The sequence below is a fragment of the Roseibium album genome (assembly GCF_965233825.1).
Taxonomy (GTDB): Bacteria; Pseudomonadota; Alphaproteobacteria; order Rhizobiales; family Stappiaceae; genus Roseibium; species Roseibium album.
In genome coordinates this window covers 4,594,755-4,610,446 of record NZ_OZ247583.1, presented here as the reverse complement: position 1 = coordinate 4,610,446, position 15,692 = coordinate 4,594,755, and the positions used below count along the sequence as shown (strand labels likewise).

Below are 15,692 nucleotides of genomic sequence, written 5' to 3'. Positions count from 1 at the left end.
GTGTTCCATAGCGTTCTTTTGTTCAAGCTGCAACTCTCTGGTTTCTGCTGCTCAGATATCGATTTAAATCGATTGAATTGCATATTTTTGCCAACCCGCCCCCGATTATCACAAGACTTCCATCTTTGCGTGAGACGATCGTTGCGTTACAGGACCGGAAGGCGGCAATTGGAAATTTAACCAGGATGCAAATTTTAGCGCCTATCGTCCTTTGTATACCCGGTCAGAACCCTGAGTTTATTGTTGTGTTTATTTATTCGTGACAGATGGATGTAGAAATCTCTGTAAATTGGAGTTGGAAGGCCTGAAATGAACAAGCCCATTCGCAAAGCCGTTTTGCCTGTTGCCGGTCTTGGCACCAGATTCCTGCCGGCAACCAAGGCGGTCCCCAAGGAAATGCTGACGATCGTGGATCGGCCGATTATCCAGTATGTCGTCGATGAGGCCCGAGCAGCAGGTATTGAACACATCGTCTTTGTAACGGGTCGCAACAAGCACGTAATCGAAGATCACTTCGACATGGCTTATGAGCTGGAAGATACGCTGAGAGCGCGCAACAAGGCAGCTGCGCTTGAACTGCTTGAAAAACACAGACCTCAGCCCGGATCAACCAGCTTTACCCGTCAGCAGGCTCCCCTGGGGCTCGGACACGCAATCTGGTGCTCCCGGGATATTATCGGAGATGAACCATTTGCGATTCTTCTTCCCGATGTGATCATCAAGTCCAAGATTAGCTGTCTTCGGCAAATGGTTGATCTTTATGAGAAAACCGGTGGAAACATCATTGCTGTGGAAGAAGTGCCTGACGATCAGACACATCAGTATGGCATCGTCGAGCTTGCAGAGCAGATCAACGACAAATCGAGCCGCATTTCGAACATGGTGGAAAAGCCGGCACCCGGCACCGCACCTTCCAACCTGATGATCACCGGGCGATACATCCTGCAACCTGAAATTTTCGACCTGCTCTCCAGCCAGGGGCAAGGCGCCGGTGGCGAGATTCAGCTGACCGACAGCATGATTTCGTTGATGTCGAATCAGAGTTTCTCCTCACTCAAATTCGAGGGGCGCAGCTACGATTGCGGCAACAAGCCGGGTTTCCTGAGTGCCAATATCGCCTTTGGAATGGATGATCCTGCCCTGGCCCAGGAGCTAGTTCCGTTCATGCAGGAGATGCTTCAACATCCTGTCGCCGCGGAATAGCAGTTGAAAATGGACAAGTGATCACTTTACCGCACTGATATTTGCCGGACCGGGTCTGACCAAGATCCGGTCCAATTGTTTTCATGAATTCAAACGCCTTACGAAATTTTTCGCTGTTCGTACAACGCGTAAGCGTAGACAGGGGGCAAGGTGAAGAAAAACTTTCTCATTGTCGGTGGCACTTCTGGAATCGGCCTGCAACTTGCCAAAATTTATCTCGACGAAGGACACACCGTCTGCGTGACGGGGCGCAAACGTCCCGATCTGACCAAGGCCAGTTTTCAGAAATTCGAGATAACCAGAGACACGGCCAAGCTGGCACAAGATACTGATCGGGTTCTCTCCCGACTTGGGACCGTCCATACGCTCATTTATGCTGCGGGATTTCTTCAAAGGGGACGTATCGACGCACTTGGCGACGAAGATCTCGAAAGTATGGTCAACGTTGGCGTTTTGGCACCCATGATGTTGATTCAGCGTCTCAAAAGGCGATCGCAGTGGCCGCTGAAGATAATGCTCATCACCTCAAGCTCGCAATATACGCCGAGGGAACTTGAACCGGCCTATTGCGCAACCAAATCAGCTTTGGGAATGCTTGGTGCGTCACTGGTCAGGGACAAAGCGCTCGGAAAGGTTCTGGTTGCCGCTCCTTCCGGGGTCAGAACACCGTTCTGGCAGAGAACCGACGAAGATACGGACACCATGCTCGAACCTGCCTGGGTTGCGGAACGGATTGTCGAGCTTTCAGGTGGTGCCTTCAAGTACAAGTATGCCAAGATATTGCGCGATCCGGCCAGGGTGGAGATCGTTGAATGCCTGAACAACGACATGGAACCGATACAGGCACTCCCTCAGCATCCCTGATTGCACTCCGGATCCAGCAATTCCAACGAACGACAATCCCAATTGCCTCAGGACGGTCAACGTTTCTGATTGAGCATGTAATGCAGAACCGGCCTCTGCCCGATCGCAGGCGTCCGCTCCTATCCGGGATAATATGACTTTCCACCAATCCAAAATCGCGATTTTGCCGTACACTTTCAGAGTTTTTGAGAGAGAGGCAGCGATCATGGCGAGATTTCGTTTCTGGAAAACAATGGTGAGTGCGGCGGTCCTGACAGTGTTTTCGCTGGGGCCGACGGTCGCAGAAGAAACGCTCGACAGCAACGCGTTTCAGCGCATTATCAAGAACCAGATGAACGCTTTTGCAGCCGGAAATGCCAAAACGGCATATTCCTTTGCGACAAATTCGCTGCAACAGAAGTTTCGGTCACCGGAACTCTTCATGGAAATGGTTCGGCAAGGCTATCAGCCGGTCTACAATCCAAAAAGTGTCACATTCGGACAGTCCAAAATTACCAAATTCGGACCGACGCAAGAGGTCCATGTTGTCGGGCCAAAAGGAAAGAACTGGCTCGTACTCTACAGTTTCGAACAGCAGGAAGACGGCAGTTGGCGGATCTCAGGCTGCTATCTGACCAAGTCGGACGGTCTTGCCGCCTAGGATATCCAGGTAACGTTACTCACAATGCGGCAATATCGCCTCGCGCCCAATCTTCCTTGGTGCACGCGTAGAATTCGTCGAAACGACCTTCTTCTATTGCATCCCGCATGCCCTGCATGAGTTGCTGGTAGTACGCAATATTGTTCCAGGTAAGCAACATGCCCGCCAACCCCTCACCCGCCCGCACGAGGTGGTGTAGATAGGCGCGGCTGTAGACGCTTGACGCAGGGCATTGGTTTTCCGCGTCGAGAGGACGCGCGTCGTCCTGGTGGCGAGCGTTTTTAAGGTTCACCTTGCCGAATTTCGTATATGCCAGTCCGTGCCGGCCTGCGCGTGTCGGCATAACACAGTCGAACTGGTCAATGCCGCGCTTTACGCTTTCCAGGAGATCGTCCGGCGTTCCCACGCCCATCAGGTATCTGGGCTTGTCGACAGGCATCACAGGAGTGGTTATGTCCAACATCTGGAGCATGACATTCTGCGGCTCTCCAACGGCCAGTCCCCCTACCGAAAAGCCTTCAAAGGGCAGCTTGCCGAGACTTTCTGCAGACCTGATGCGAAGATCAGGTTGGTCTCCGCCCTGGACGATGCCGTAGAGGCCCTGCCCTTTCGCGGGTCCGCCCATTGCCTCAAATTGTGTCCTGGAACGTTCGGCCCATCTCAGTGACAATTCCATCGCCCGCTGGATCTCCACCTTGGGGCTTGGAAGCTTGATGCATTCATCCAGTTGCATCTGGATATCGGAACCGAGCAATCCCTGGATTTCCACGGAACGTTCCGGGGTCAGATGATATTTCCGGCCGTCAATATGGCTCTGGAAACGGACACCTTCTTCGTCGAGTTTGCGCAGCTGCGCCAAAGACATGACCTGAAAACCGCCGCTGTCGGTCAGGATCGTGTGCGGCCAGTTCATGAACGTGTGCAGTCCACCCAGCCTGTCGACACGTTCCGCAGTGGGTCTCAACATGAGGTGATAGGTGTTGCCCAGCACAACGTCGGCACCGGTTTCACGTACCTGTCCCGGATACATGGCCTTGACGGTTGCCTGAGTACCAACCGGCATGAACGCGGGTGTGCGCACGACGCCATGTGGGGTCGTTATTTCCCCCCGTCTGGCCATGCCATCGGTTGCGATCAGTTTGAAATTGAATTTTTTTGCTGTCTCGGACATGGGATCTACTGTGTCACTTTTACCGGGAACAAAAGGGAACCGTCCCCGTAGCTGTAAAAGCGGTATTGCTCCTCAATTGCATGTGCATAGGCGCCACGCATCGTTTCAAGTCCTGAAAACGCCGACACGAGCATGAAGAGAGTCGACTTTGGCAAATGGAAATTCGTCATCAGGGCATCAATTGCCCTGAACTTATAACCTGGTGTGATGAAGATTGATGTTTCTCCGGCAAAGGGTGCGATCGAACCTCCTGCCTGGGCAGAGCTTTCCAGTATTCTCAAGGACGTGGTGCCAACGCTGACAACCTTGTTTCCTCTCGCCCTTACTGCAAGAAGAGCCTTTGCGGTGGCGGCTGAAACGTTCCCCCATTCCGCGTGCATCTTGTGGTCACGTGTATCATCGGCTTTCACCGGCAGAAATGTTCCCGCGCCAACATGCAGGGTTACAAGATGTCGCTCAATCCCCCGGTCTTCGAGAGCTTCAAGAAGTTCCTGCGTGAAATGAAGGCCGGCAGTCGGCGCTGCGACCGCACCATCCTTTTCAGCAAAGATCGTTTGATAGTCCTGGCGGTCCTGAACATCCTCGCCTCGCTTTTGCGCGATATAGGGCGGCAAGGGAACGTGACCGACTGTTGCAATGGCGACATCCAGCTCCGAACCTGACGCCTCGAAGACAAGCAGCACCTCGCCGCCATCCGATTTTTCTGCAACCCGCGCCCTCAAACTGCATACTGAATTTTCGAAGACGAGAACGTCGCCGGCAATCAGTTTCTTTGCCGGACGGGCAAAGGCTCTCCACTGATCTTGAGCTGTGCGCATATGCAAAGTGACACTGATCCCTGCGGAAACGCCACCACGAAACCGCTGTCCTTCCAGTTGGGCCGGAATGACCTTTGTATCGTTGAATACCAACGCATCGCCAGGCTCCAACAGTCCCGGCAAATCCCGTATGCCCATGTCCTTCAAGACCGGATATTCGACCGGATTTACAACAAGCATTCGCGCGGAATCTCGCGGACGTGCGGGACGCAGGGCAATCCGTTCATTCGGCAGGTCAAAATCGAATTCTTCGACGCGCATGTCGTTCAGGTCTGTCCAATGGCAATGGGTGGGTCGATGTGTGTGATCGACGTCAACTGACGGAGCCGGATGCTCAGTGTGCGGCTCTTAAAGGTGCAACGTTTGGAGGTCAACACTTGCCGTTCCGGCGCTACAAGCAAAAACAGCGCGGAAAACTTCCGCGCTGTCCGAATTTTTTGCAATTTAGCGGTCAGGACGCGTCTGCAGCAACCTTGAGCGAAACAATATTGTCGGGATCCGTTACGGGTTCGCCGCGCTTGATCTTGTCGACATTGTCCATGCCGTCAATCACTTCGCCCCAGGCGGTGTACTGACCGTCAAGCCAGGGTGCGTCGGTGAAGCAGATGAAGAACTGGCTGTCGCCGGAGTTCGGATCCATGGCGCGGGCCATGGAACATGTGCCGCGAACGTGTTTGTGGTTGCTGAATTCAGCTTTCAGCTTCTGGCCGGAACCGCCGGTACCGGTTCCCTGCGGACAACCGGTCTGCGCCATGAAACCGTCGATAACCCTGTGAAACACGATACCGTCATAAAAGCCTTCCCGTACAAGCTCCTTGATGCGTGCAACATGACCCGGGGCGAGATCCGGTTTCATTTCGATTACGATCGGTCCCTGGCTTGTTTCCATGAGAAGGGTGTTTTCGGCATCCTTGATATCAGCCATGTCTGACTCCTTGGGTCTTTGAACTGGGGCTATTTTTGGTTTATTGAGCGTCTGCTGCGATCTGCATCTTGACGATCTTGTCAGGGTTCGCAGGCGGCTCGCCAAGAGCGATATTGTCGATATATTGCATACCGTCAACAACTTCGCCGAAAACCGTGTATTGACCGTTCAGCCAGTCGCCGTCGGCAAACATGATAAAGAACTGCGAGTTGGCACTGTTCGGGTCGGCAGCACGGGCCATGCCAAGCGTTCCACGGCGGAAGGGTGTGTCCGTGAATTCGGCTGCAATATTAGGTTCGCTGGAGCCTCCGGTCCCGTTGCCTTTCGGGTCACCGGTCTGTGCCATGAAGTTGTCTATCACCCTGTGAAAAGTGAGCCCGTCATAAAAACCTTCCCTGGTCAGTTTCTTGATCCGTTCAACATGATTCGGGGCAAGGTCCGGACGGAGCTGGATGACGACACGGCCGTCCTTCAAATCAAGGAGAAGCGTATTGTCCGGGTCCGTACCCTGTGCACTGGAAATGGCGGGAACGAGAACGATCGACGCGAGAATGGCAATCATTGCGATTAGTCGTGACACTGGAGACTCCTTAACCAAGGTCAGTGGAATTGATTGTCAACTGTCCGGTCTTGCGCGGCGCCTCAAAGGTGACGCGACCGGTTCGGGTACAAATGCGGAAATCTCTCCGCCCATCTTTGCGATTTGCCGCACCAAGGTGGCGGTGATGTGGCGGACATCTGGAGACGCTGGCAGGAAAACGGTCCGGATGTCAGGCTCCAGCGTACCGTTCATTCCGGCCATCTGCATTTCATAGTCAAGATCAGTGCCATCTCTCAAACCGCGGACCAGATACGCCGCCCCCTGCTCGCGCGCGGTGTCGACAACCAGGTTCGAAAAGGAGATCACATCGATACGGTCGGCTTCCGCAGCAGCAAATTCAGCACGGGCTGCTTCATGAATCAGGTTGAGCCGTTCCTCGAACGAAAACAAAGGTGTTTTTCCCGGATGGACACCTATGGCGACCACGACCTTGTCTGCCAGCGCAAGTGCCTGATGCAATATGTCCATATGGCCGTTGGTGACCGGGTCGAAGGACCCGGGATATAGCGCAATGCGTTTCATGGCCAATTCCATACTCCGCCTTCCGGCGGGTCACAAGGGAAACACTGAGACAACCGCGATTTTTGTCCACACGAGACATTGTGTGACTGGCATCACATAAGTCTTCCCATAGTTGGTCCAAGGTGTGTTCATCGAAAACACGGCGTGAGCAGGAGCCAGGACCATGAGGAGTTACGTTACATCGGGCCCGACTTTCAATGAGAAGTCGGCACAACCATTCAGCATTCAGGCAAACGCCGCGGATTCGGCGATGCACGTCAAGATGGCCGCCATCTTCGTACTGGCATTGCTGACAATGATCGCTGCGGGCGTGATGAGCATGCACCCAAGCAATGCATCTCAGGCCGAAGACCTGACCAGCCTTGCGACACAGGGCCTTACAGCAACCAAGACGGATCGTATTGCCGTATCGAAGTCATCCGACACATGCAACTCTCAGGCGTGGGGCGCATGGAGTGAAGAGTGTGCTGCTTCCCTCACGGGAGCCAACAAGGTACGCAACGTTTCATTCGTTACGATCGAGCAAAAGGCTCCGACCGCCAACGAAACAATTCTTGCACGCTACCCCGCCGTCAACTGATACGCCTACCTCCAAGTTATTCCCCGTAACGGCAAACAGCGGCACAGGTTCCACCCTGGCCGCTGTTGTCGTATGTGCTGATGCTTTCCTCGCGTGTCATCAGAGCGAGTTGTTTCCAGCGTATTGGGTGTTCGGAGCTGATCATGGTTCTCTCGCTGATCTTCTTCAAACGAACATTGATGTTGTTTTGGGTATTGTGGTGGCTGGTTGCGTTTTTGACGGATCTGGGAGGCGCAATGTTGCAGCTGGGGTGGTTCAGCGAGAACTGGCTTCCCCACTCAATCTATCCCTACCTTGTAAAAACCATTGCCTTGTATGATCCGCGACAGTTTCTTGCCCGGCTCCTGTTTGCAGGAATCATCTGCTGGTTGTTTCTCTCGACGGCGTTTTTTGTCCGCGCCGTGTTCACTTCTACCCTTCGAAGGGACGTGTGGATTGCGCGGGTCAACAGTGCTTTCATCAATTCGCTGGCATTGTGACTGGCAATTTTCACGGCCGATCAGGCTGTCAAATAAATCGATCTTGAACAAAATCAGATGGTGCAAGCCGGTTTCAAGTTACTTACCTTTCTGGCTATTCACACACTTCCAGACGCGTAACGTTTTTCGGCAAGACAGAAACAAAAAAGACGGCAACACGCCGCCTTTGATGTCGTTTGTCTATTTCAGTGTTTTGTCAGCTGTCACCGTCCGGGGCAGCCGCTGACGGATCGCCGTCAGAACCCTGATCGCTGTTGTCACCGTCGGTGACTTCGCCTTCCTCATCGAGATCTTCGTCGTCATCGACTTCCGAGATACCTTCCACAGCGACGACTTTTTCTTCCGTGGCCGTCTTGAAGACGATCACGCCCTGCGTCGCGCGGCCAGCAATGCGGATACCGTCCACCGGACAGCGGATGAGCTGACCACCGTCCGTTACCAGCATGATCTGGTGACTGTCTTCGACCGGGAACGACGCTATCAGGCCGCCATTGCGATCATTGACAGCCATAGCGGTAATGCCCTTGCCTCCACGCCCGGTCACGCGATATTCGAAGGACGAAGTCCTCTTGCCGTATCCATTTTCGGAGACAGTCAGGATAATCTGTTCGGCAGCACTCATTTGCGCATAGCGCTCCTGAGGCAGGTCGCCCGCAACGACGCCTTCTTCATCAGCACCGCTGCCGCTCTCGTCTGCTTCCCCGCGCATGGCTCTCGACAGCTTCAGATAGGCAGCCCGCTCTTCAGCGTCGACGTCAATGTGATGAAGGATCTGCATCGAGATGACCCGATCCTCATCTGCCAACCGGATTCCACGGACACCAACTGAGTTCCGGCCCGCAAAAACGCGAACATCGGTGGTCGCAAAGCGAATGCACTGACCGGAATTGGTGGTCAGCATGACGTCGTCGTGTTCTGAGCAGGTGTCAACACCGACAATACCGTCGCCGTCTTCCAGCTTCATCGCAATCTTGCCGTTTCGGTTGATATTGACGAAGTCGGAGAGTTTGTTCCGTCGCACTGTCCCGCGCACGGTTGCGAACATCACATCGAGATTTGCCCAGCTGTCTTCGTCCTCAGGCAACGGCAGAATAGACGTTATCTGTTCGCCCTGCTCCAGCGGCAGCATGTTCACTAGCGCCTTACCTCGAGAGGTCGGCCCTCCCAGAGGCAGACGCCAGACCTTCATCTTGTAACAGATGCCACGTGAGGAGAAGAACAGCACTGGCGTGTGCGTATTGGCGACGAATAGACGTGTGACGAAATCCTCATCCTTGGTCGCCATTCCAGCGCGACCCTTGCCGCCACGGCGTTGTGCCCGGTAGGTGGCGAGAGGTACGCGCTTGATGTAACCGCTGTGTGACACGGTAACGACCATGTCTTCGCGCTGGATCAGGTCCTCGTCGTCAAAGTCGGCGCCGCCCTCGACAATCTCCGTCCTGCGCGGCGTTGCGAACTCTTCCTTGATCTCCAGCATTTCATTGCGGACTATTTCCTGGATTCGTGCCCTGGAGCGCAAGATATCCAGGAAGTCGGAGATTTCGCCACCGATCTTCTTGAGTTCGTCATCGATTTCGTCGCGGCCGAGAGCTGTCAGGCGCTGCAGGCGCAGATCCAGTATCGCCCGTGCCTGCTCTTCAGAGAGCTTGTAGGTGCCATCTTCGCGAACCTGATGACGCGGGTCATCGATCAGTCGGATCAGAGGTTCGACATCCCTTGCCGGCCAGTCGCGTTCCATCAACTGGGCTCTTGCCGTCGCCGGATCCGGAGCAGTTCTGATCAGGTGAATGACTTCATCGATGTTGGCGACTGCAATGCCCAGACCAACCAGGATATGGGCACGGTCACGGGCCTTTTTCAGCAGATAGCGCGTCCGCCTCTGGACAACTTCTTCGCGGAAAGCGACGAAGGCCGTGAGCATGTCGGACAGGTTCATCTGTTCCGGTTTGCCACCGTTCAGGGCGACCATGTTTGCGCCGAAGGAAGTCTGAAGCTGACTGAAGCGATAGAGCTGGTTCAGAACGACATCCGGCACCGCATCGCGTTTGAGCTCGATAACGACCCGCATTCCGGATCGATCGCTTTCATCGCGGATGTCCGAAACTCCCTCGACACGTTTGTCGCGGACAAGTTCGGCGATCTTTTCGATCATGGTCGACTTGTTGACCTGGTACGGTATCTCAGAAACGATCAGCGCATTCCGGTCCTTGCGCACTTCCTCGATATCGACTTTTGCCCGCATGACGATAGAGCCACGGCCGGTTTCATAGGCATTGCGTATACCTGCACGACCCAGGATCATGCCGCCGGTGGGGAAATCGGGTCCGGGCACAATTTCCATGAGCTCCATCAGCGTCATGGCCGGATTTTCCATGATGGCGATCGCCGCGTCGATAACCTCCCCCAGATTGTGGGGCGGTATGTTGGTTGCCATGCCGACGGCAATGCCACCGGCGCCATTTACGAGCAGATTGGGAAACTTGGCCGGAATAACGACCGGTTCGCTTTCCGAGTTGTCATAGTTCTCCTGAAAGTCGACTGTTTCCTTGTCGATATCATCCAGGAGCTTGTGAGCGACCTTTTCCAGCCGACACTCGGTGTAACGCATCGCCGCCGCCGGATCACCGTCGACGGAACCGAAGTTTCCCTGGCCGTCGATCAGTGGCAGTCGCAGCGAAAAGTTTTGCGCCATGCGAACCAGCGCATCGTAGATCGCGCTGTCACCATGCGGGTGGTATTTACCCATGACATCGCCGACGACACGAGCTGACTTGCGATAAGGCTTGTTCCACTCATAGCCGTTTTCGTGCATCGAATAGAGGATGCGCCGGTGAACCGGTTTTAGGCCATCTCGGACGTCGGGCAATGCACGCGACACGATCACACTCATGGCGTAATCGAGATAACTGCGTTTCATTTCGTCGACGATAGAGACCGGTTTGATATCGGACGGCAAACCGTCCGAAGGGGTGCTGTTGTCCTGGTCGGCCAAGGAAGAACTCATTTCATTGTTATTGCTGGTTCTTTTATATCCGATTCAACTGCATGGGCCAAATTTGAGGCAGTTTTCCTCTCCAGTAATAATCCTTGTAATTCAATATGTTATAAAGAGTATTCACAGGGTGCGAAAATGAATTTCGGAAAGCGGCTCGAAGTCGGCGTCAATCCCCTGTAACAAGGCCGAATCCGAGCCACCATCAATGCCGTGGAAGCCCAGAATGCTCGACTATTTCATCAACGCGTTTGCCACACTTTTCGTTACGATCGACCCGGTCGGTCTTGCGCCGATGTTTCTGGCTGTCACAGCCGGAATGAGCAGAGCGGACCGAAGGAAAGTCGCGGTTCGGGCGACGCTGACTGCAGCTGGAATTCTTCTGATCTTCTATGCTTCTGGCCAGACAGTTCTGAATGTGCTCGGCATTTCGGTATCGGCGTTTCGCGTTGCAGGTGGCATTCTGCTCTTTCTGATCGCGATCGAGATGATTTTTGGAAAGAGACAGGAGCGCAAGGCGGAAACGGCAGAAAAAGCCGTGGAGTCCCAGGGACATCACGGTACAGTCAATGAAATTGCCATCTTTCCGCTTGCTATACCGCTGATTTCGGGCCCGGCAACCATTTCCGCAATCATCCTGTTGTCGAGCCAGGCTCCCGACACGGTCGCTTATGCGGGCCTTGGCGGCGTGATCGCGATTATCCTTTTGAGCTGCATGGGTGCCTTTCTGCTGGCCGACAGACTGGAAAGACTGCTTGGTGAAACCGCGCAACTCGTCATCACGCGCCTGTTGGGGGTTCTCCTCGCTGCGCTTTCGGTTCAGTTCGTGGCAGATGGCGTGTTGACACTCGTGCGCGGTTAGCGCGGCAAGGTTATCCGCAATTCCTGGCCTGATACACCGTGAACGCTGTCCCGGGCACGGATAATCACTTCATTCAGATCGTCGGGTATGGAAACACCGGAGAGTGAACGTGTAAACGGTTGTTCTTCCACATGCGGATGATGCAGAACACGCTCTCCCAGAAGGTCACCGCCGGGAGAATAGACCTGCCACAGGTCTGCGTAGTGATCCCATCCGGTATCACCATGTTTGAGGGTCACGGAGAATGACCACGTGTCTCCTGCCTGGCGTGCCGTTGCGTCGACGATTTCGACTTCGTCGGCATAAGCCGATGTGGCTATTGCCAGTGCCGCAAATAGCAGCGCATTCGACAGCTTCATTCCCGGAACATACATTTTCAAACTCCTGCAGATTTGCACGGCATCTTCGCAAACGCTCGCAACGAGATCAAAGTCACGACTGCGTCATCACCGTATTCGTAACAGTGGAGTACGAGATTTCACTTTCTCGAAAAGGATATGAAATTCGATCTTGTCTGCAACAACATTGAGGATTGCGGAATTTCACGCGGGTTGCAGGTTTCAACGAACTTCTTCATTCTCAATACCGGAGGAAGGTCATGCCGATTGATGAAGATGCCGTTCGAAAAATGCTGACCAAGCTCAAGGCCGAACTTGAAACCTATAGCGAAATTTCCGAGGAGGCGCGGGCAACGGTAACACTTGACCAACAATCGGTCGGTCGGTTGTCACGCATGGATGCCCTGCAGGGTCAGGCGATGGCTCAAGCGTCCGAGCGGCAACGTCGAGCGGACATTCAGAAAATTGCAGCGGCTCTTAGCCGCCTTGAAGAGGGGGAATACGGATTTTGCGTCGAGTGCGGAGAGGAAATTGCCGAAATGCGCCTCAAAGTCGATCCGGCTGCAGCTTTTTGCATCAGGTGCGCGCAGTAGACCTTGCGGTTAGGTGATGTTGCAGCGACCGCAGAAAGTCGCTTACCCGCTTGTTGGTTGCAAGCATGGGAAATTCCTCGAGCGCCTTTTCTGTCCAGGCCGTTTCCGGATCGAGAATACTTCTCAGTGTTTCGAGCTCCAACAATTCCCTGTCGTGCAAGGGAAATGTCTTAGCTGAGTCGAGCAGCAAGAGCATTTCATGAATTCGGCGCAAGACGGACAGTGCACTTCCCATTTGCTCCTTAAGTGCTGGATCTTCCCGCCATCCGATACCTTTGAAGACTTCGTTCGTTACACGTTGTCCAGCACCGTGACAATCATATGAAACGCATCCTCTGAATCCCAGGTCTTCCCTCTTGTCAAAGATGCTGCATCTGTCTGTAGCATCCAGATTTGGACAAACCTCACAAGCATCCTTGTCGATACCGAAGGATTCTGACTTGTCGAACGCAAACACCACGCAGCAAAGGGCTGCACAGGATGTGCAGTCAGGTTTTAGTTTTTCCTGAGGATCCATTCGCGAAGTCGAAACTCTCCATAGCTAACCGTATGTCTACCTAACGACGAATATATTGACTACCAACGCCATAGATTTCGTTTCTTGAGCGAACGTTTGATTTTCCAGAGCTTTTTGCTCTTGCGTCTTTTCAATGATTGGGGTGGCAACAGTTCCGAGTACAATTCACTGCGCTTGTCCAACCTTCCAAGACCGGTCCACCCTCGATAAATTGTCAGATCGAGTTGTTGCATGTTGGATTCGAAAACACAGTTTATGAACTTCAGAATGCGTCGGTTCTCAAGCTCTACATAATAACTGTCCAACTCGTTGCCCTCGCAATAGGGTGCACTATCGATGTCGTCGAAAAAAATCACGCCACCTTTCTTGATGTAAGGAAAAAATCCGTAAAGCTCTTTGTAGACGTGTTCCGTCGTGTGCAACGAGTCAATGAATAGAATGTCTATCCCATCTTTAAGAATGGGCGCTTCGGTCACTATGTTCTCTACGTCTGCTGAATCTGATCTTATGAATGTCCACTTAGAAGAGGATGCAACGCCAGAGCAGTTATCAATATCAACGGACACAAGTACGCCTTTTTGGCTGTCTCCCAATGCATTCAAAAACAATTTTGTTGAATTTCCGGACTGAACACCCAGTTCAAGAATCGTCGGATTTGAGAGACTTGCGGCATGCGAATGCATTGTGAGGTAATGCTTTGCATTGAAGTGCAAGTTTTCACTGCCTTTGACGGTATTATTGTATTTTTCGATTACTTCCTCGTACATATTCAAAAAATCCAACAGCTCGATTTAAGTAAGACCTGTTCATTTTCATGTTTGGCAATTAACGAATACATCGAAAGGTACTTTGATCAAACAAATCCTGTCGTCCTCAGCGTCGATTGGCAATTCGGAAATCACTCCCACTCAATCGTGCCGGGAGGCTTTGAGGTGATGTCGTAGGTCACTCGGTTGATACCCTGCACCTCGTTGATGATCCGGGTTGCCGTTTCACCCAAAAACTCGTGCGTGAAAGGATAATAATCTGCCGTCATGCCATCGACGGACGTAACGGCTCTGAGAGCGCAGGCATAATCGTATGTGCGCCCGTCACCCATGACTCCAACGGTGCGAACGGGCAAGATGGCGACAAACGCCTGCCAGATTTCATCGTACAGGCCGTGCTTGCGAATCTGATCGATATAAACGGCATCGGCCTTGCGCAGGATTTCGAGCTTTTCTCGCGTGATTTCTCCCGGACAGCGGATCGCAAGTCCAGGACCGGGAAACGGGTGGCGGCCGATGAAACTCGCCGGCAAACCAAGCTCGCGGCCAAGCGCCCTCACCTCATCCTTGAACAGCTCGCGCAGGGGTTCCACCAGTTTCAATCCCATCTTTTCCGGCAAACCGCCGACATTGTGGTGAGACTTGATGGTGACGGAAGGCCCGCCTGAGAAACTCACGCTTTCAATGACATCCGGATAAAGAGTTCCCTGAGCGAGGAATTCGGCTCCATCGATATCGTTGGCATATTTTTGAAAGACATCGATGAACAGTTTACCGATTGTCTTTCGCTTTTGCTCCGGGTCGGAGACGCCTTCCAGCGCGTTCAGAAAGAGGTCGGCTTCATCGGCATGGATCAATGGAATATTGTAGTTGTCCCGGAACATGGACACCACTTCATCTGCTTCGTTCAAACGCAACAGCCCGTGATCGACGAAGACGCAGGTCAACTGATCGCCGATGGCTTCGTGGATCAGGACGGCGGCCACCGAACTGTCAACACCACCGGACAGACCGCAAATGACTTTCCTGTCGCCAACCTGATCACGGATCTTGGCGATCGCGTCGTCCCGGTAGGCTCCCATGGTCCAGTCGCCCTTGAAGCCTGCAAGACGCACGAAGTTTTCATAGAGCTTCTTGCCGTTCGGCGTGTGATGCACCTCGGGATGAAACTGTACGGCAAAGAAATTGCGCTCGGTGTCTGCAGTAATTGCAAATGGCGCATTCGGTGACGTTCCGTAGACATCGAAGCCTGGAGCGATCTCGCTGACGTGGTCGCCGTGGCTCATCCAGACCTGTTCCCTGTCATCAGCGAACCAGCCTTCCAGAAGCGCCAGGTCTGAGCCTTTCGGGGTGACGAAGGCGCGGCCGAATTCAGCGGTCCCGTGTCCCCTTTCAACTTTCCCCCCCAGACAGTGCATCATCACCTGCTGGCCATAGCAGATACCGAGGATCGGAATGCCCAGGTCGAAGACCGAAGCGGGAGGCATGGGTGCGCCTTCAGCGAAGACCGAGGAAGGGCCGCCAGACAAGATCACCGCTTTGGGCGCGAACTCCGTCAGAAAAGATTCGGTGACATTCTGAAATGGATGAATTTCGCAGTAAACACTCAGCTCTCGCAGGCGACGGGCAATGAGCTGGGTCACCTGGGAACCGAAATCGATAATGAGAAGGCGATCATGATGTGTCATGGCCAGCTTCTACCCGGTCTTTTTTGCAAAATGAACCCGGATTTTTAGCGTTGTGGCGTGTCGCACAGGATTTTTATGACATGATCGGGTCGATTCTGATCGCTGGAACCGTCCGGACCGCGTCCCGTTTAC

General features: G+C 53.5%; 17 protein-coding genes. 7 read left to right on the top strand and 10 right to left on the bottom strand.

All coding sequences use genetic code 11. The annotated features are described in order from the left end of the window. The first annotated feature begins 309 nt into the window (after positions 1-309). The 3 genes from galU to ACO6TI_RS21055 all read left to right on the top strand — a co-directional run bounded on the left by galU (position 310) and on the right by ACO6TI_RS21055 (position 2,707). On the top strand, positions 310-1,203 hold the full coding sequence (galU, locus tag ACO6TI_RS21065) for a UTP--glucose-1-phosphate uridylyltransferase GalU (RefSeq protein WP_104701697.1): 894 nt from the start codon (positions 310-312) through the stop codon (positions 1,201-1,203). Positions 1,204-1,353: 150 nt separating this feature from the next. Beyond that, a complete protein-coding gene (locus tag ACO6TI_RS21060) occupies positions 1,354-2,067 on the top strand; it encodes an SDR family NAD(P)-dependent oxidoreductase (RefSeq protein WP_422383307.1) in 714 nt (237 codons plus the stop codon). 205 nt (positions 2,068-2,272) lie between these two features. Further along, a complete protein-coding gene (locus tag ACO6TI_RS21055) occupies positions 2,273-2,707 on the top strand; it encodes a DUF4864 domain-containing protein (protein ID WP_196899576.1) in 435 nt (144 codons plus the stop codon). A gap of 19 nt (positions 2,708-2,726) precedes the next feature. Here ACO6TI_RS21055 and tgt read toward each other — a convergent pair whose 3' ends face one another. The 5 genes from tgt to coaD form a co-directional block, all read right to left on the bottom strand. After that, positions 2,727-3,878: a tRNA guanosine(34) transglycosylase Tgt gene (tgt, locus tag ACO6TI_RS21050; RefSeq protein WP_196899575.1), complete on the bottom strand. Its 1,152-nt coding sequence runs from the start codon at positions 3,876-3,878 to the stop codon at positions 2,727-2,729. A 5-nt stretch (positions 3,879-3,883) separates the two neighbouring features. After that, positions 3,884-4,957 carry a tRNA preQ1(34) S-adenosylmethionine ribosyltransferase-isomerase QueA gene (gene queA / locus ACO6TI_RS21045; RefSeq protein ID WP_196899573.1) on the bottom strand — a complete coding sequence of 358 codons (1,074 nt, stop codon included), beginning with the start codon at positions 4,955-4,957 and terminating at the stop codon, positions 3,884-3,886. A 190-nt stretch (positions 4,958-5,147) separates the two neighbouring features. Continuing rightward, complete coding sequence (locus ACO6TI_RS21040; RefSeq protein WP_055120674.1) at positions 5,148-5,621, bottom strand: peptidylprolyl isomerase; 474 nt, start codon at positions 5,619-5,621, stop codon at positions 5,148-5,150. A 40-nt stretch (positions 5,622-5,661) separates the two neighbouring features. Beyond that, positions 5,662-6,183 (bottom strand): peptidylprolyl isomerase, encoded by a 522-nt coding sequence (locus ACO6TI_RS21035; RefSeq protein ID WP_104701692.1) that lies wholly within the window; start codon positions 6,181-6,183, stop codon positions 5,662-5,664. 54 nt (positions 6,184-6,237) lie between these two features. Next, entirely contained in the window at positions 6,238-6,744 is a 507-nt protein-coding gene (gene coaD, locus ACO6TI_RS21030) for a pantetheine-phosphate adenylyltransferase (RefSeq protein ID WP_055120834.1), read from the bottom strand. A 163-nt stretch (positions 6,745-6,907) separates the two neighbouring features. Between coaD and ACO6TI_RS21025 the strand changes: the two genes are divergently transcribed. Further along, positions 6,908-7,324, top strand: coding sequence for a phosphopantetheine adenylyltransferase (locus ACO6TI_RS21025; protein ID WP_196892296.1), 417 nt, complete (start codon positions 6,908-6,910; stop codon positions 7,322-7,324). Positions 7,325-7,467: 143 nt separating this feature from the next. Next, positions 7,468-7,803 carry a hypothetical protein gene (locus ACO6TI_RS21020; protein WP_350184383.1) on the top strand — a complete coding sequence of 112 codons (336 nt, stop codon included), beginning with the start codon at positions 7,468-7,470 and terminating at the stop codon, positions 7,801-7,803. A 196-nt stretch (positions 7,804-7,999) separates the two neighbouring features. Here the strand turns inward: ACO6TI_RS21020 and gyrA are convergent, their stop codons facing one another. Next, on the bottom strand, positions 8,000-10,807 hold the full coding sequence (gene gyrA, locus ACO6TI_RS21015) for a DNA gyrase subunit A (protein WP_422383306.1): 2,808 nt from the start codon (positions 10,805-10,807) through the stop codon (positions 8,000-8,002). Positions 10,808-11,021: 214 nt separating this feature from the next. Between gyrA and ACO6TI_RS21010 the strand changes: the two genes are divergently transcribed. Next, positions 11,022-11,657 (top strand): MarC family protein, encoded by a 636-nt coding sequence (locus ACO6TI_RS21010; RefSeq protein WP_104701688.1) that lies wholly within the window; start codon positions 11,022-11,024, stop codon positions 11,655-11,657. Here the strand turns inward: ACO6TI_RS21010 and ACO6TI_RS21005 are convergent. Beyond that, entirely contained in the window at positions 11,654-12,031 is a 378-nt protein-coding gene (locus ACO6TI_RS21005; protein ID WP_235808888.1) for a hypothetical protein, read from the bottom strand. The two genes, ACO6TI_RS21010 and ACO6TI_RS21005, sit on opposite strands and share 4 nt — an antisense overlap. Positions 12,032-12,255: 224 nt before the next feature. On the opposite strand from ACO6TI_RS21005, the gene ACO6TI_RS21000 reads away from it, so the two are divergent. Continuing rightward, on the top strand, positions 12,256-12,588 hold the full coding sequence (locus ACO6TI_RS21000) for a TraR/DksA family transcriptional regulator (protein ID WP_348315428.1): 333 nt from the start codon (positions 12,256-12,258) through the stop codon (positions 12,586-12,588). Here ACO6TI_RS21000 and ACO6TI_RS20995 read toward each other — a convergent pair. From ACO6TI_RS20995 to guaA, 3 genes are all read right to left on the bottom strand, one after another. Continuing rightward, positions 12,572-13,105, bottom strand: a complete 534-nt coding sequence (locus ACO6TI_RS20995; RefSeq protein WP_348315429.1) for a hypothetical protein — start codon at positions 13,103-13,105, stop codon at positions 12,572-12,574. The genes ACO6TI_RS21000 and ACO6TI_RS20995 overlap by 17 nt on opposite strands. A 59-nt stretch (positions 13,106-13,164) precedes the next feature. After that, complete coding sequence (locus ACO6TI_RS20990; RefSeq protein WP_196892304.1) at positions 13,165-13,872, bottom strand: class I SAM-dependent methyltransferase; 708 nt, start codon at positions 13,870-13,872, stop codon at positions 13,165-13,167. A 131-nt stretch (positions 13,873-14,003) separates the two neighbouring features. Continuing rightward, the gene (gene guaA, locus ACO6TI_RS20985; protein WP_055120687.1) at positions 14,004-15,560 is read right to left on the bottom strand and encodes a glutamine-hydrolyzing GMP synthase; all 1,557 of its coding nucleotides are present in this window, start codon (positions 15,558-15,560) and stop codon (positions 14,004-14,006) included. Positions 15,561-15,692: the final 132 nt, after the last annotated feature.

Excerpts from the sequence above, each read along its gene's own strand:
- ACO6TI_RS21020 (WP_350184383.1), top strand. The coding sequence starts at position 7,468 with ATGGTTCTCTCGCTGATCTTCTTCAAACGAACATTGATGTTGTTTTGG.
- ACO6TI_RS20995 (WP_348315429.1), bottom strand. The coding sequence starts at position 13,105 with ATGGATCCTCAGGAAAAACTAAAACCTGACTGCACATCCTGTGCAGCC.
- queA (WP_196899573.1), bottom strand. The coding sequence starts at position 4,957 with ATGCGCGTCGAAGAATTCGATTTTGACCTGCCGAATGAACGGATTGCC.
- guaA (WP_055120687.1), bottom strand. The coding sequence starts at position 15,560 with ATGACACATCATGATCGCCTTCTCATTATCGATTTCGGTTCCCAGGTG.
- ACO6TI_RS21010 (WP_104701688.1), top strand. The coding sequence starts at position 11,022 with ATGCTCGACTATTTCATCAACGCGTTTGCCACACTTTTCGTTACGATC.
- ACO6TI_RS21035 (WP_104701692.1), bottom strand. The coding sequence starts at position 6,183 with ATGATTGCCATTCTCGCGTCGATCGTTCTCGTTCCCGCCATTTCCAGT.
- ACO6TI_RS21055 (WP_196899576.1), top strand. The coding sequence starts at position 2,273 with ATGGCGAGATTTCGTTTCTGGAAAACAATGGTGAGTGCGGCGGTCCTG.
- tgt (WP_196899575.1), bottom strand. The coding sequence starts at position 3,878 with ATGTCCGAGACAGCAAAAAAATTCAATTTCAAACTGATCGCAACCGAT.
- coaD (WP_055120834.1), bottom strand. The coding sequence starts at position 6,744 with ATGAAACGCATTGCGCTATATCCCGGGTCCTTCGACCCGGTCACCAAC.
- galU (WP_104701697.1), top strand. The coding sequence starts at position 310 with ATGAACAAGCCCATTCGCAAAGCCGTTTTGCCTGTTGCCGGTCTTGGC.
- ACO6TI_RS20990 (WP_196892304.1), bottom strand. The coding sequence starts at position 13,872 with ATGTACGAGGAAGTAATCGAAAAATACAATAATACCGTCAAAGGCAGT.
- ACO6TI_RS21005 (WP_235808888.1), bottom strand. The coding sequence starts at position 12,031 with ATGTATGTTCCGGGAATGAAGCTGTCGAATGCGCTGCTATTTGCGGCA.
- ACO6TI_RS21025 (WP_196892296.1), top strand. The coding sequence starts at position 6,908 with ATGAGGAGTTACGTTACATCGGGCCCGACTTTCAATGAGAAGTCGGCA.
- ACO6TI_RS21040 (WP_055120674.1), bottom strand. The coding sequence starts at position 5,621 with ATGGCTGATATCAAGGATGCCGAAAACACCCTTCTCATGGAAACAAGC.
- gyrA (WP_422383306.1), bottom strand. The coding sequence starts at position 10,807 with ATGAGTTCTTCCTTGGCCGACCAGGACAACAGCACCCCTTCGGACGGT.
- ACO6TI_RS21000 (WP_348315428.1), top strand. The coding sequence starts at position 12,256 with ATGCCGATTGATGAAGATGCCGTTCGAAAAATGCTGACCAAGCTCAAG.